9 protein-coding genes and 1 pseudogene are annotated in these 15,294 nt (G+C 72.0%); 5 read left to right on the top strand and 5 right to left on the bottom strand.

The window, feature by feature from the left end; genetic code table 11:
- Positions 1-18: 18 nt before the first annotated feature.
- Together Ate02nite_RS46025 and Ate02nite_RS49915 are read left to right on the top strand one after the other, a co-directional pair.
- Positions 19-2,424: pseudogene (locus Ate02nite_RS46025) on the top strand (ATP-binding protein); the annotation flags it as partial.
- 146 nt (positions 2,425-2,570) lie between these two features.
- Positions 2,571-2,906 carry a ricin-type beta-trefoil lectin domain protein gene (locus Ate02nite_RS49915; protein ID WP_354264023.1) on the top strand — a complete coding sequence of 112 codons (336 nt, stop codon included), beginning with the start codon at positions 2,571-2,573 and terminating at the stop codon, positions 2,904-2,906.
- On the opposite strand, the gene Ate02nite_RS46030 is transcribed toward Ate02nite_RS49915, so the two are convergent.
- The 4 genes from Ate02nite_RS46030 to Ate02nite_RS46045 all read right to left on the bottom strand — a co-directional run bounded on the left by Ate02nite_RS46030 (position 2,900) and on the right by Ate02nite_RS46045 (position 6,088).
- Complete coding sequence (locus Ate02nite_RS46030; RefSeq protein ID WP_203814323.1) at positions 2,900-3,589, bottom strand: response regulator; 690 nt, start codon at positions 3,587-3,589, stop codon at positions 2,900-2,902. The two genes, Ate02nite_RS49915 and Ate02nite_RS46030, sit on opposite strands and share 7 nt — an antisense overlap.
- Positions 3,589-4,770 carry a sensor histidine kinase gene (locus Ate02nite_RS46035; RefSeq protein WP_203814324.1) on the bottom strand — a complete coding sequence of 394 codons (1,182 nt, stop codon included), beginning with the start codon at positions 4,768-4,770 and terminating at the stop codon, positions 3,589-3,591. Before Ate02nite_RS46035 ends, Ate02nite_RS46030 begins: the two co-directional genes overlap by 1 nt.
- Positions 4,767-5,150: a hypothetical protein gene (locus Ate02nite_RS46040; RefSeq protein WP_203814325.1), complete on the bottom strand. Its 384-nt coding sequence runs from the start codon at positions 5,148-5,150 to the stop codon at positions 4,767-4,769. Before Ate02nite_RS46040 ends, Ate02nite_RS46035 begins: the two co-directional genes overlap by 4 nt.
- A 437-nt stretch (positions 5,151-5,587) precedes the next feature.
- Entirely contained in the window at positions 5,588-6,088 is a 501-nt protein-coding gene (locus Ate02nite_RS46045; protein ID WP_203814326.1) for a toll/interleukin-1 receptor domain-containing protein, read from the bottom strand.
- A 56-nt stretch (positions 6,089-6,144) separates the two neighbouring features.
- Between Ate02nite_RS46045 and Ate02nite_RS46050 the strand changes: the two genes are divergently transcribed.
- A complete protein-coding gene (locus tag Ate02nite_RS46050) occupies positions 6,145-7,653 on the top strand; it encodes an Hsp70 family protein (RefSeq protein WP_203814327.1) in 1,509 nt (502 codons plus the stop codon).
- Here Ate02nite_RS46050 and Ate02nite_RS46055 read toward each other — a convergent pair.
- Positions 7,648-12,975 carry a CHAT domain-containing protein gene (locus Ate02nite_RS46055; RefSeq protein WP_203814328.1) on the bottom strand — a complete coding sequence of 1,776 codons (5,328 nt, stop codon included), beginning with the start codon at positions 12,973-12,975 and terminating at the stop codon, positions 7,648-7,650. The genes Ate02nite_RS46050 and Ate02nite_RS46055 overlap by 6 nt on opposite strands.
- Before the next feature lie 182 nt (positions 12,976-13,157).
- On the opposite strand from Ate02nite_RS46055, the gene Ate02nite_RS46060 reads away from it, so the two are divergent.
- Both Ate02nite_RS46060 and Ate02nite_RS46065 read left to right on the top strand, forming a co-directional pair.
- A complete protein-coding gene (locus Ate02nite_RS46060) occupies positions 13,158-13,712 on the top strand; it encodes a molecular chaperone GrpE (protein WP_203814329.1) in 555 nt (184 codons plus the stop codon).
- Positions 13,693-15,288 (top strand): Hsp70 family protein, encoded by a 1,596-nt coding sequence (locus Ate02nite_RS46065; protein WP_203814330.1) that lies wholly within the window; start codon positions 13,693-13,695, stop codon positions 15,286-15,288. Before Ate02nite_RS46060 ends, Ate02nite_RS46065 begins: the two co-directional genes overlap by 20 nt.
- The last annotated feature ends 6 nt before the right edge of the window (positions 15,289-15,294 follow it).

Consider the following 15,294-nt stretch of genomic DNA (forward strand, 5'->3'; position numbering starts at 1 on the left):
CAGGTCGCCCTGCTCGCGATGCTGCTGGTCGCGGGCGGCCGGCCGGTGGGGCTGGCCGAGCTGGTCGCGGCGCTGTGGGGGAGCGAGCCGCCGGCCTCCGCGGTCAACATCGTGCACCGGTTCGTCGGCGCGCTGCGCCGGCTGATCGAGCCGGAGCTGCCGGCCCGCGCGACCGGACGCTGGCTGCTCGCCTCGGCCGGCGGCTATCGGATCGACGCCGGGCCGGACAGCCTCGACCTGCTGCGGTTCCGCGATCTCGGGCGGCAGGCGCGCTACGCCGAGGCCCTCGACCTGTGGCAGGGCCCGGCCGGGGCCGGTCTGCCGGCGAGCGTCCGCACCGAGCCGTCGGTCGCCGCCCTGAACCTCGAACACGCGACCGTGGCCAAGGCCGCCGCCGATGCCGCCCTCACCACCGGCACCGACGCCGCCCGGCTGCTGCCGGGGGTCGGGCGGGCCGCCGACCTCGCTCCCTTCGACGAGCCGTTGCAGGCCCGGTTCATCCGGCTGCTGCGGGCGGCGGGCCGGCCCGGCGACGCGCAGGCCCGGTTCTGGACGGTCGCCGACCGGCTCGCCGGCGAGTTCGGCCTCGACCCCGGCCCGGAGCTGACCGCGGCACTGGGCGACGCCGCGACGCCCGCCCAGCTGCCCGCCGACCTGCCGGCCTTCGCGGGCCGGGCGGCCGAGCTGGCCCGGGCGATGAGTCTGCTGGACACCGGCCAGGCTCCGCCGGCCGTGCTGATCACCGCGATCGGCGGAATGGCCGGGGTCGGCAAGACCGCCCTGGCCGTGCACTGGGCGCACCGGGTCGCCGACCGGTTCCCGGACGGTCAGCTCTACGTGAACCTGCGCGGCTTCGACCCGCAGTCGGCGCCGGTCGAGCCGGCCGAGGCGCTGCGCGGGCTGCTCCGGACCCTGGACGCCGGGCCGGGTGACCAGGGCGCCGGGCTGGCCGAGCTCTCCGCCCGGTTCCGCACCCGCACGGCCGGGCGCCGGATGCTGCTCGTGCTCGACAACGCCCGCGACGAGAAGCAGGTCCGCCCGCTGCTTCCGGCGTCGCCGTCCTGCCTGGTCATCGTGACCAGCCGCAACCTTCTCGGCGGGCTGGTCGCGGCGGACGGGGCGATCCCGCTGCCACTCGACCGGCTCGGCGACCGGGAGAGCCGCGACCTGCTGATCCGCCGGCTCGGCGCCGACCGGGCCGGGGCCGAACCGGACGCGGTGGCCGAGATCGTCGCCCGGTGCGCCGGCCTGCCGCTGGCGCTGTCCATCGTGGCCGCCCGCGCGGCGCTGCACCCGTCGTTCCCGCTCGACGCGCTCGCCGAGGAGCTGCGGGCCGCGCACGGCAGCCTCGAGGCGTTCGCCGGGGCCGAGACCGCCGTCGACGCCCGGGCGGTGTTCTCCTGGTCCTACCGGGCGCTGACGCCGGCCGCCGCGCGGCTGTTCCGGCTGCTCGGCGTGCACCCGGGGCCCGACCTGTCGGCGCCCGCGGCGGCCAGCGTCGCCGGGCTGCCGGCCGACCGGGTGCGGCCGCTGCTGCGCGAACTGGTCCGGGCCCAGCTGCTGACCGAGAGCGCCCCGGGCCGCTTCGGCTTCCACGACCTGCTGCGGGCGTACGCGATCGAGCTGGCCGACGACGAGGCGCCGGCCGCCCGGGAACGGATGCTCGACCACTACCTGCACTCGGCGCTGCCGGCCAACCGGTTGCTCAACCCGGGCGCCCACCCGATACCCGTCGCCGAACCGGCCGGCGGGGTCACGCCCGAGCGGGTCGACGACGAGAAGCAGGCTTTCACCTGGTACCGGGCCGAGGAGGCGGTGCTGTTCGAGACGGTGCCGCTGGCCGTCCGGCACGGCCTCGACCGGCACGCGGTGCTGCTCGGCCGGGTGACGTACTCATACCTGCGCCGGCAGATGGCCCCCGACCGGGTGATCGCGATGATGACGATCGCCTCGGCGGCGGTCGACCGGCTCGGCGACGACGTCCTGCGCGGCGCGGTCTCGCTGAACCTGGCCGGCCTGTACGTCCAGGCCGGCCGGCTCGATCTCGCCGACGACGAGTACCGGCGGGCGCTGGCCGGATTCGAGCGGATGGCCGACCTCGTCGGGCAGACCGCCGTCCATCAGGGTCTGGCCTCGTCGTCGGATCGGCGCGGTGCGCATCACGAGACGATCCGGCACGCCGAACGGGCCCTGGCGATCAGCCGCCGGATCGGCGACCGGGGTGCCGAGTTACGGGCGCTCGGCGGCCTGGCCTGGGCGCGGACCCAGCTGGGCGACTATCGCGACGCCCTCGCCCTGGCCCGGGACCTGGCTGACCTGTCCGCGGGGGCGGATACCGCCGACGCCGGCGCGATGTGGCACACCATCGGGTACGCCCACCTCCGGCTCGGCGAACACGACCGGGCGATCGAGATCCTGGGGCGGGCCGCCGAGCTGCTGGAACTGGCCGGCGAACGGTTGCTGTCCGGCCTCACCCTCGGCCACCTGGGCGAGGCCTGCGCGGCCGCGGGCGACCCGGCGACGGCCCGGCCGCGCCGGCGACCGTCGTGCCCGGACGGCAGATGCAGAACATGCAGACCGGCACCTGTTTATATGCGCCGGACTCCGGCGGCGGCCTCGAACTCTGGGCCTGCACCGGCACCGACCCGCAGAAGTTCGACCTGCCGTCGGACGGGACGCTGCGGGTGCGCGACCGATGTGTGCAGGTCGCCGACGACGGCGCCGCCCTGCAGTTGGCCACCTGCTCCGGGTCGGCCCGCCAGCAATTCGCCCTCAATGCCGCGTACGACCTGGTCAATGTGTCGGTCGACCGGTGTGTGGAGGTGCCGGGCGGGGACAGTGGCAACGGCGTCCCGGCCCGGATCGCGACCTGCACCGGCGCCGGCAGCCAGAAATGGCGTTACTGAGGCTGGCTGCCCGGGGTCACGAGCCCGTTCTGGTAGGCGACGACGACCGCCTGGGACCGGTCGTGCACGTCCAGCCGCATCATGATCCGGCAGACGTGGGTCTTCACGGTCGCCATCGCGAGGTACAGCTGGGCGGCGATGTCGTCGTTGTTCAGGCCGTGCGCCATCAACGTCAGGATCTCCCGCTCGCGGGGGGTCAGCCGGTCCAGGATGCCGGACACCGGGCGGGCCGGGGAGGGCCGGGTGGCGATGCTGGCGATCACCCCGCGCGTGATGTCCGGCGCGAGGTAGCCGTTGCCCCTGGCCACACACTTGATCGCGGTGGTCAGCTCGGCCGGCGCGGACGCCTTGAGGACGAATCCGGACGCCCCGGCGCGCAGGGCGGCGTGGACGTTCTCGTCGTCGGCGAGCCCGGTCAGCATCAGCACCTTCGCGGTGTAGTCCGGGTCCGGGGTGAAATCGTCGGCGGTGAGCTGCCGGGTCGCCTCGATGCCGTCCATGCCGTCGTGCAGGTTCAGGTCCATCAGGACGACGTCCGGGGTCAGCTCGCGGGTCAGCGTGATGGCCTCCTGGCCGCTGCCGGCCTCGCCCACCACCTCGAGATCGGGCTGGACGGAGAGCATCAGGGACAGCCCGCTGCGGATCAGCACCTCATCGTCGGTGAGGAGCAGGGTGATCGGCATCAGCTCGAGATCCTCTCGTGCGCCGCCCCGAAGGCGGAGAGCGGGACGGTTGTCGGCAGAACGGCCTGGACGACGAAACCGGTGGAGCTCGGCCCGGTGTGCAGGGTGCCGCCGGCGGTCTGGACGCGCTCGCGCAGCCCCAGCAGCCCGTGCCCGGTGGAGAGCGCGCTGCCGGACGGGTGCTTGCCCGGCAGCGGCGCGTCGTTCTGCACGGTGACGGTGAGCTGCTCGGGTGCCCAGTTCAGGGCGACCTGGGCCACGGTTCCCGGCCCGGCGTGCTTGAGGGCGTTGGTGAGTGACTCCTGCACGAGGCGGTACGCGGCCAGGTTCACGCTCGGGTCCAGCAAGCCCGGCGTTCCCGATACCTGCTTGTCGACGGTCAGCCCGGCGGCCCGGGCATTGGCGAGCAGCGTGTCGACGCCGTCCAGATCGAGGTGTTGGTCGGTGGCCGGCACGTCGAGGTCGGCGGAGGCGGAGCGCAGCAGGCCGAGGAGCCGGCGCAGCTCGTTCATCGACTGCCGCCCGACGTCCTGCACGGTGTCGAGGGCGGCCTCGGCCCGCACCGGATCGGTGGTGAGCACGGCCCGCGCGCCGGCGACCTGGAGCACCATCACACTCACCGCATGGGCGACGATGTCGTGCAGTTCACGGGCGATCCGCAGCCGCTCGGTGCGCACGGCCTCGGCGGACGCAGCGGCCCGCTCGGCGTCCCGCTGCGCGGCCAACTGTTCGGCGAGCCGGCTGCGATCACCCAGAATCCACGCGGTTCCGGTGATGAGCATGAAGATGAATACGAAGGTGACCTGCCACGGACCGTCGTTCTTGCCCTGCGCGTAGAGCACGTAGGGAAGCAGGCAAGCCGCCCAACCCGACACTGACTGGAGCTTGGATCGGTGGTGGGCCAGCGCGTCGATCGCCACCAGCATCCCGATCACGGGGGTGTACTCGGTGAACCAGATCCCGCACGCGGTCGCCCACAGCAGCTGGACGACGAATACCGGCAGCGGAAAACGTTGCCGCAACAGCAGGGTGGCAAGGGTGGCGAGGCTGCCGACCGGGACTACCCAGGGCGGCACGATTTCGCCGCTGCGCAGGCCGTTGTCATCCGCCCACATCAGTAGGTCCAGCGCACCGGCGGCGCCCACCAGCAGGAAGCCGCGGACCCGGTTCATCGGGCTCATGGCTCGAGCACCAGCGTTCCGATGTCGATGCGGTCAATCTTCTCGTTCCACCAGGTGCCCTTCGGCGGACGGGGCACCTTCCAGTTGATGAAGTCGCCGCCGTGATTGGCGGCCTCGTCGCCGTTGGGGAACAGAGCCGACACCGAACCGGGCAGGGTGACCTGCGTCGTGCTGATGATCGGCTCGTCGCCCGGCTCGGGCGGTGCGGCCTGGGCCTCCTGCGGGCCGGCCAGGAGAATCAGGGCGCAGGCTCCCACCGTCCCGAGCGTGGCGAGCGAAATATGCCTGATGTTTCTTTTGTCGGTCATGAACTTATAGTCGGCTTTCCGGAAGCCGGACGCGTCAGGCTTCAGCGGTATTGCCGGCCGGCTGTCGTACACCCGACGCGGTAATACCCAGGCGTTAGATGCGACGTCGCCGCAGAGGTGGACCTGGACCCCGAGAGCGGACAACAGGGCCGCCTTCGCCAGCAGGGCCTTGTGGCGGTAAGAGCGTTGGCTTTGTGGCGGGCCATGAACTGGTCTCGGCTGACGCCGTGCAGGACGGCGTACATGATCGGCCAGGCCGGGGTGGTGGCCTGGGAGCGGCGCTCGGACTCCTCGGCCGGCAGCGTTACCGCGCTCGCCCCGCCCGGGTCGGCTTTGCGGAGGCGCTCCTTATATTTATACCGAGGGGATCGAGCAGCGGCGCCGTGATGATCGCCCTGCTCCGGCGGTGCGGCCTGCGCCTCCGGCGCGCCGGGCAGGAAGGCCCTCGCCGTTGACTCCCGTACATCCATGGCGGTAGCCCCCGGGCGGTAATCGCCTCCCCGAAGGCCTCACGACAGCGGATCGACGATTTCTTGCCGGGCCGTGCCGGGGAACCGGGGCGTGCGCCGCGGACGGTAGCCGTGCACGGCCGCGAACAGGCCGTCCGCGAGGATCTGGGCGGCGGCAATCTGGTCCTGGCCGACCAGGTCGATGTAGACGACCGGGCCGAGCAGGCCGGCGGGATCGCATTCACGTACGCGCACCGGCACCACCCGACGATTCTCGCCGTTTGGATCTTCGGGCCAGGCGGCCTGCCATTCCGCGGTGCCGAAGGGACTTTCGGCGAGATAGGTCGGCGACAGCACCGGAATGATCCGTTCGCTGCGCTCGATGCCTTTATGGATCATGTCGACCCAATTGCTGCCCGGCACGAAGTCCTTGTGCTGGAAAAGCACCGTGGCGGGCTCGCCGGCCGTGTTCCGGGAGCGCTCGGCCTCGGCGGCGATCCATTCTGCCCAGTCGGCATCCGCGGCGGCGAAACTGACGAAGTAGTCATACCGCTGACGCATGCGTCCAGCATATCCTCGGGGGATTCGGAGGCAGCGAGGGTGAGGGCGAGGGGTGCATGGCGACTTTCGGTATCGATCTTGGCACCACCTATTCGTGCATCTCGTACGTGGATGGCAGTGGTCAGCCAGTGATCATCAAGAATGCTGATGGAGAGGAAACGACACCGTCCGTCGTGCATTTCGAGTCACCTCATCGTGTGATGGTCGGAACCCAGGCCAAGGATGCCGCCAAGGGTGATGCGAGCCGGGTCGTCTCGCTGATCAAAAGGCACATGGGCAGCACCGACACCGTTTTGGAGTTCGACGGGGTCAGCTATTCACCGGAGGGGGTTTCCGCGTTCATCGTGCGCGAGCTGGCCCGCTCGGCCGAGAAGTTCACCGGGCAGCCGGTGAGCGACGTAGTGATCACCGTTCCGGCCTATTTCGGGATCAGCGAGCGGAAGGCCACCGAGGTCGCCGGGAAGATCGCGGGGCTGACGGTGGTGGGCGTCGTGGCTGAGCCGGTGGCGGCGGCGCTCTATTACGGGGCGCTGGCCGGCGGTGACCGCACCATCCTCGTGTACGACCTGGGCGGCGGGACGTTCGACACCACCGTCATCCGGCTCGAGGGCGGCGACGTGACGGTGATCTGTACCGACGGCGACCACCAGCTCGGCGGGGCTGACTGGGACGAGCGGGTCGCCACCCACCTGCGGGATCGGTTTGTCGCGGAGTACCCGGAGGCGGGCGCCGCCGACAGTGAGGACTTCCTGCAGAGCCTCGGCCTGATTGCCGAGGGCACGAAGAAGGCCCTGTCGGTCCGTACGTCCCGGCGGCAGCCGATCCAGTTCGAGGGCAAGAAGATGCTGGCCGACCTGAGCCGGGCGACGTTCGAGGAACTCACCACCGACCTGATCGACCGGACCGTCGAGATCACCCGGCGGACGCTGCGCACGGCCGAGGAGATGGGTGCTCGGCGGCCGGAGACGGTGCTGCTGGTGGGCGGGTCGACGCTGATGCCGGCGGTCGCAACGGCACTGCGGGCGGCGTTCGGTTTCGAGCCTAGGCTGCACGACCCGCATCTCGCGGTAGCCAAGGGCGCCGCGCTGTACGCGATGCAGGTGGCGACGGAGAAGCCCAGCCGGAAGGTCACGATCGTGGTGCCGCGGGCCTTCGGCACATCGGTGGTGGCCGAAGGCACCCAGCCCGAGGAGGGCAAGCTGGAGATCAGCCACCTGCTCTTCGCCAACACCCCGCTGCCGGCCGGGCCGGTCAAGGAACGGTTCATCACGGCTTTCCCCGACCAGACCGGCATCGAGATCGACGTCTGGGAGCAGGCCGGCACCGAGGTGTCGCGGCGGCCGGAGGACAACAAGAAGATCGGTGCGGGGGAGATCATCCGGCTGCCGCGACTGCCCAAGGGCTCGCCGATCGACATCACCTTTGCGATGGACGAGACCGGACTGCTCACCGTGGACGCCGTCGAGCTGGTCACCGGGCAGCGCGAGCGCATCGAAGTGCAGATCGGCGGGCTGGACGACCGGCAGATCGACGAGGCGCGGGAAGCGGTCGCCCGGCTGTCATGACCGCGGGCCGCGGTGCGGGCCGACGACCAGGGGCACGCCGGCAACAGACGAGTGCCGGGAGCGCATGTCGCGCAGGGTCTGGTCGATCGAGGGTCCGAGATAGTCGGGCGCGCCGTCGGCGAACGGGCGCTCGCCGTCGAGGGTGCGAATGCGCCGCAGCCACCGCTGGTCGCGCCACCGTCCCTCGGCCGCGGCCAGTTCCGGCGCGGCGTCCGCGCGCCGGCCGGCCGCCGCGGCCTCGATCAGGACGCGGGCGGCGGCCAGCCCCGGCGGATCCAGCCCATCCGCCCACCGTGCTGACCGGCTGAAGTAGTCGAGTGCGTCCGCTCCCCGGCTCGAGTCGCGCTGAGCCCGGCCGAGATGGCGCAGGTCATGCACGATCGCGTACGGGTCGCCGAGCCGTTCCGCGATGGCCAGCGACTCGGTCAGGTGCCTGGCCGATTCCTCGGGTGGCGTGACCCGGGCCAGCGAGCGCAGGCAGTCGGCGGTCAGCGTGCCCGGCACGGGCTCCAGCGTGCGCGCGGTCGCGAGGGCCGTCTTGATCGACCCGGCCGCCGCCGGATCGCCGGTCGCGGTCCGCTCCTCGCCCGCCGCGAGCAGGCCGATCACCCGCAGCGGCTCCGGCGGCAGCGGCTCCACCAGGATGCCCGCCTCCAGCGCGGCGGGGCCGGCTGCGTCGTCCTCGCCGATCATCAGCGCCGACCGGCATCGGTACAGCTGGCAGAGTGCGACCGCGGCGCCGATCTCGTACCGCCGGTAGAAGCCGAGGGCATGGTCGAGGTCGGCCAGCGCGCCGTCGTGGTCGTCGTGCATCGCGCGCACCCGCCCGCGATGCCGGTAGGCCTCGGCCAGGAAGTCCGGGAAGATGTTGGCGTCGAGCAGGGCGACGACGCTGCCGTACGCCGCCTCGGCCGCCTCCCGGTCAAGTCCGTCGGAAGCGATCCGGCCCAGATGCAGCAGCGCCCCGGCCGCGGCCCGGTCGTTGCCCGCGGCCCGCGCCCGGCGTTCCGCCTCCCGTAGTTTGATCACCGCGTGGTCGTCGCGCTGCTGCTCCCGGTCGAGCAGGGCGAGCGCGGTCAGGCTGGAGATTGCCGCTCCCTGATTACCGGCCCGGTCGGCGGCCTCGCACGCCAGCCGGAACCATGCCGCCGCCCGATCGGGCTGCCCGTCGCGGGCGTCCAGGCTGCCCAACTGCATCGCCGCCGCGATCCACACCGCGTCGGTCTCGGACTCCGCGTCCCGCTGGGCGAGCCGCAGCTGCTCGCGCGCCTCGCCGGCCCGGCCGGCCTGTTCCGCCGCCGCCCCGCGGAACAGGTGCGACGACGAGATCAGCACCCGGTCGCCGAGCCGTTCGGCGATGGCTGTCGCCTCGGCGAAGTGTTCCGCGGCCACGCCGGCCGCATCCGCCGGATCCTGTTCGGCCAGCACCCGGCCGAGCTGCTGCTCCGCGACCGCCTGTCGCACCGGGTCACCCAGGTCGGCGGCCGCCTCGGCGAACCGGCGATAGGTCACCGTGGCCTCGTCCAGCTTGCCTGCCTCGAACAGGACGTCGCCGCTCAGCTGCAGGCACTGGGCGTACAGCGGCAGGTCGCGCAGGCGGCCGGCGACTTCGAGTGCGTGCACCAGCGGTTCGGTCGCGAGCACCACCGAGCCGCTCAGCAGCCGTACCGCGCCGGTCTGCAGGGCGGACGCGGCGATCAGCCGGGCCGCGTCCCGGTGGATGGCGGCGTGCTCGCCGGCTCGGATCTCGTGCTGGTCGGCGCGGTCGGTCTGGCCCAGCGCGCGGGCGAGCCGGGCCAGGTCGCGTTCGGTGCCGGCCGGGCCGGCGTCCTCCTCGAGCTCCTCGGCGATGTCGAGTGCGCCGGCGCTCCACCGCCAGGCCTCGTCGTCCTCCTGGGCCAATTCGAGGGCGCCGAGCTGCTGGTAGCAGGAGGCAAGGACGGTCCGGGCCGGCGGGCTCTCCCGCACGGACGGGTCGGAGCATCGGCCGATGGCTTGTTTGTAGTGGTCGCGGGCGATGGACACGTTGCCGCTGAGCTGGGCGACCGCGCCGAGCTCGGTCAGGGTGCCGGCCTGGGCGACCAGATCGCGGTGCTCCTCGGCGACCGTCAGGCACCACCGCAGGTGGGCCTGCGCCGTCCGGTAGTCGCCGTGACCCCGGGCGATCACGCCGAGCTGGTGCCGGAATAGCCGGGCATCGGGCACGTCGCCGATGGCGGCCAGGGTCTCGGTGCACACCAGCACCTCGGCCCGCAGCGCGCTGCGGGCGTGCAGGGCGATGCACAGGGCAGCGGCGACGCCGGTCATCTGCCGTACGTCGCCGGCCGCCGCATAGTGGTGCCGTGCCTCCTCGAGGTCGGTGTGGTCGTACTCGGGGTCGTCCGCGCGCAGGCCCGCCCACCAGCGTCGGTAGGCGGCGGCGCGCAGGTGGGCCGGCCGGACCGCGTCCGGCATGGCGGCGGCCAGCGCGGCCCCGGTCCACCGGTGTACCAGGTAGTGGTCGTCGCCGGCCGGGGTGAGCAGACCCAGGTCGACGAGCGTGTCACGGGCCTCGGCCAGCCACGGGACGTCCGGCGGCAGCGTGCCGGTCAGCAGATCCCGGTCGAGCTCCGCGCGCACCTCCGCGGTCACCGGCAGATCGTCGAGAATTGGCGCCAGGCCCCGGCGTTGCATCCGCAGCAGGGAGCCGTAGGCCCGCCGCAGCCGTTCGCGTTGCTCCGGCTCCAGGACGGGGCCGGTGGTGACTACCCAGCTCAGGCCGCGGGTGTCGACCGGCAGCCGGTACACCGAGGCGGCGACCAGCAGATCGCGAGCATGCGGGTCGAGGCGCTGCAGGATGCGGTCGAGCAGGACGTCGGCCGAGCTCTGTGCGACCACCTCGGCGATCGCGGTGTCCACGTCGTGCCCGGCGGTGCGCATCCAGCCGGTCGGGTCGGCGATCCCGGTGCCGCGCAGGGTGGACTCCATCCGGTCGGCGATCTCCACGAACCGCCGGCGGTGGACCGGGGCGCCCGTGTCGGTGTCGTGCCCGGCGCGCAGCAGGGCATCCAGATACTCCAGGGCCCGCGGATGGCCGCCGAGATCCCGGTAGGCCCGCTGCTGCTCCTCCTTGGCCAGCGCGGCCAAGGCCGGCAGCCGCCAGAACAGCTTGTACGTCTCGGCCTGCGACAGCGGCCCCAGATGGTGGCGTAGCAGCGGCGGCCCGGCCCGGCCGAAAGCCCCGGCCTCACGGGCCGTGACCACCAGGGCGGCCGAGCGGCCCAGCCGCAGCCACGCGACCAGGAACCGGCGGGTCTCGTCGTCCAGTTCCTGCTCCCGCCAGGTGTCGCCGTCGCCGGCCCGGATCGGGTCACCGAGCGGGTCGTCGAGCAGCACCAGCACCTCGCGCCCCGACTCGCCGAGCCAGCGGCGGAGCAGCCGCAGCCGCCAGTCCCAGGAGTCCTGCCGGTCGGTCAGCCGCCGGCGCAGCCGGGCATCGTCGGCCTCGAGATGGATCTGGCCGGCGACCTCCTCGAGGATCTCGTCCGGGCCGCAGCGGCCATGCAGGCTCGCCACCACGGTCCGCTCGCCGGCCGCCATCCGGACCAGCTGAACGGCCAGGCTGCTCTTGCCGACCCCGCCCATCCCGAAGATCAGCACGCCGCGTTCCGGACCGCGCATCGTCCGCAACAGCCGGCGCAGGTCGGCGCGCCGGCCGACGAATTCGCCGCGGTCCGCCCCGATGATGCCGTCGGCCAGGTCCCAGTCGGGCGCGACCCCGGCGAGCGGCTCCGCGGGGGCGCGGGCGTCGTAGAGGACGACGTCGTCGACGCGGGTGAAAAGGGCGGCCATCGGCCACTCGGGCAGGCGGCTCACCGGGTCGGTGGCGGGCTGGCCGGGCCGGGACGCCTCGATCTCCCGGCGGACGTCGGACAGCGCCGTCAGCGGATCGGCCGGCCCGGTCGCGCGGGCGAGACGTCCGTACATCCGGGACATCAGGGCGGTGGCGTACGCGTCGGTCACCCGTTCGGTCATGGCGAGTACGGCCGGCACGCCGTACGCAAGCAGGGTTTGGGCGAAGCCCGGAAGTTGATCTGGAGTTTCGCCGCCGCGAGCGGTATCGCAACCGGCCAGCACGACCAGCGGCACCCCGCGGTCGGCGACCACCAGCTCGGCGGCGAAGTGCGGCGCGTCCACCGGATCGGGCCGGCCGTCCGCGGTCTCCAGCAGCAGCACCCCGGGCTCGGCGTGGCAGGACAGGTGCAGCACGTGGAACCGTTCCCGGGTCAGCGCTTCCCGGATCGCGGCGATCGAGCCCCAGTTCAGGATCCGGACGTGAGCGGAATCGCGCCGCGCCTCCTCGACCCGATCGAGGATCTCGCCGAGCTCGTGCTCGTAGTCGAGCAGCTCGAGGTCGCCGTGGTCGGGACTGGCGACGACGGCCAGGATCCGCAGTGGTCCGGGCACGTCGATCTGCACCGTCTCGGCCAGGTCGGCGACGCGGTGCAGGCGCACCCGTGGGTGCAGGGCCAGCGGGGTGGGCGCGCCCGGCGCGATCAGATGCTCCCACGGCAGGTCGGCGAGATCGGGCGCGTCCGGGTCGATCTCGATGCCCAGCCGCAGTGACTGGTTGCGGCGGTCGGCCGTGGCCAGCAGCCCCGTGATACCGGAGCCGACGTCACCGCCGAGGAATCGCCGGCCGAGGTCGCCGCCGAGCCGGGCGATCGCGATGTCGGCCCGCCGATCCGGCAGGTGGCGGGCCCGGCCGGTGGTCCACAGCAGTTGCCGCAGCCCGGGCCCGAGACCGTCGTGCGGCGCGGTGACCTCGCCGCCGCCGGGCCGGGTGAGGATCGTGGCGGTGGCGGTGATCCGCAGCCGGGCGACCAGCGGTTCCTCCCTGACCAGCCCGAAGTTGAGCCCGGCGCGGCTGCGGCGCGGGACCGGTGTCCCGTTCAACGCGTCCGTCAGCGCCGCGACGCGCCGGGCGAAATCCTGCTCGTCGTGTATGCCGGCGAAGTCCACGTAGGCCCGGCCGCTCAACGCCGGGGGGATCACGCCGCCGGCGAGCAGGACCGGCACCAGGCTCAGCCCGCCGCGGTCGGCGCGGTGAGTGAGGGCCGGGTATTCCTCGATCTTCCGGCTCGCTTCGCTGAGCAGCAGCACGGCCGCGGTGCAGTCCTGGATCGCATCGTCCATCCGGTGGATTCGGACCTGGCCGGGCACGATGTCCCAGGCCCGGAGGAAGACACGCGATCCGCGTTCTTCCAGGGCCTCCGCGAGATTCTGCGCCTGCCCCTCGTCCGCGGTTGCGTAGGCGAGGTAGATCAAATTCGAGGCCGACATGAATGGTCATTCACTCCCGGGGGAAGAACTGTTTTCCGATCATTGCAAGGGTTAACCTCTGCGGCAATACGCCAACCGAGACACTTTGATCATTGATCACGGGATTCCGAACCGCCGCGCACCGCGTTATGGTGAACCACGCCTATTCCGGGCACCTTTTCTGGAGAAGGGACACGTGCCGAGTGGATGTTCCGCCGGAACCGTCCGACGGTGAGCGTCAGGCCGCGAGGCTGCGCTCCATCGACGACGGTCTGAGCGCGTTCCATCAGCGCGCGGCCCACCGCGAGGCGGTCATCGATCGCCTGCACGAGGAGAACCAGCTGCTGCGCGAGGGGCAGCGCCGGAGCCTCCTGCAACCGGTCCTGGTCGACCTGCTCAATCTGTACGACGGCCTGTTCCAGCAGTCCCGGCGCTTGACCGGGATGCCGGAGAGGGCCGCCGAGCAGGCGTTGTTCGAGAGCTTCGCCGACGACGTCGCGATGGCCCTGGAACGCTGCGGCGCGATGATCACCACGGCCGAGCCCGGCGAGCCGTACGAGCGGGGCCGGCACGTCGCGGCGGGCTTCACCGACCACGTCGACCCGGCCGCCGACGGCACCGTCGCGGAGATGGTCGCCGTCGGGCTTATCGATCAGGAGAACGGACAGATTCGCCGTCCCGTACGGGTCCGTCTCTATCGGGCCGTGGTTCCGGAAAAATTGCGCACCGGGGGAGATCATGCCGACGTTCGGAATTGATCTAGGAACGACCTACTCATGTATTGCGCTGGTGGACGACACCGGCCGGCCGGTGGTCGTGAAGAACGCGATCGGCGAGGATTCCACACCGTCGGTGGTCTTTTTCGAGACGCCGGACAACGTGGTGGTCGGGCGCGAGGCCAAGAATTCCGCGCGGATCTATCCCGACCTGGTGGTGTCACTGATCAAACGCCGGATGGGCGAGGACGGTGTCGAACTCGAGTTCCACGGTGCCCGGCACACCCCGGTCAGCATCTCCGGGCTGATCCTGCGCGAGCTGGCCCAGGCCGCCGAGCAGATCGCTCACCTGCCGGTACGCGACGTGGTGATCACCGTCCCGGCGTACTTCGGGGTCAAGGAGCGGGAGGCCACCCGGGCGGCCGGCAAGGCGGCCGGGCTGAACGTCCTCAACGTGGTGCCCGAGCCGGTCGCCGCAGCCCTGCACTACGAGGCGCTGGACAGCGGCACCGACCGCACCCTGCTGGTCTACGACCTCGGCGGCGGCACCTTCGACACCACGGTCATCCGGATCAGCGGCGGCGACATCGAGGTGATCTGCACCGACGGCGACCACCATCTCGGCGGCGCGGACTGGGACGACCGGATCGCCGACTTCCTGCTCCAGCAGTTCGAGCAGGAGCATCCCGGCTCCGGGGCCGGGCAGAGCGAGGACTTCCTGCAGGAGCTTGCCACCGCCGCGGAGGAGCTCAAACGAGCGCTCAGCAGCGTCACCGTACGGAAGCACAACCTGCGCTTCGGCGACGACGTCACTCGGGTCGAGGTCAGCCGGGAGACCCTCGAGCGCATCACCGGCGACCTGATCGAGAAGACGTACGAGATCACCCAGCGCACCGTCGAGGCGGCCCGGGAGCGCGGCATCACCAGCTTCGATGACGTGCTGCTGGTCGGCGGGTCGACCCGGATGCCGGTGGCCGCCGAGATGCTGCGCAAGCGGTTCGGCTTCGAGCCCAAGCTGCACGACCCCGACCAGGCGGTGGCCAAGGGTGCCGCGCTGTTCGCGCTCATCGAGTCGGTGAAGGGCGCACCCGGCTCGGCTCGGCTCGCGGACGTCGCCGCCGAGTTGGGCATGGACGCCGGCAGCATCGAGCGGCTCGCCGCGAAACGGGTGACCACGGTGGTGCCGCGCGCGTTCGGCCTGCGGGTGGTGGACGAGAAGAACCCGCACGCGGACCGCGACGGCATGGTCATCGATCACCTTCTGCAGGCCAACACGCCGCTGCCGGCCAACCCGCCGGTGCGCCACTACGGCACCGCCTTCGAGGGGCAGCACGGCATCACCCTGGAGATCTGGGAGCAGGCCGGGGCGACCGAGTCGGATCGGCCCGAGGACAACGCACACATCGGTGAGGGCCGGATCGACGGGTTGCCGGCGCTCCGTAAGGGTTCCCCGATCGAGGTCACCTTCGCCATGGACGAGATGGGCACGCTGCGGATGCACGCGATCGAGGGCACCCACGGCAAAGAGGTCTCGGTCGTGCTGGCCATCGCCGGTCTGACGGCACAGGAGGTGGACGAGGCTCGCAGCGCGGTGGCCAAGTACACCGTGGGCGCCTGAGCGGAG

The organism is Paractinoplanes tereljensis (genome assembly GCF_016862435.1).
GTDB lineage: Bacteria > Actinomycetota > Actinomycetes > Mycobacteriales > Micromonosporaceae > Actinoplanes > Actinoplanes tereljensis.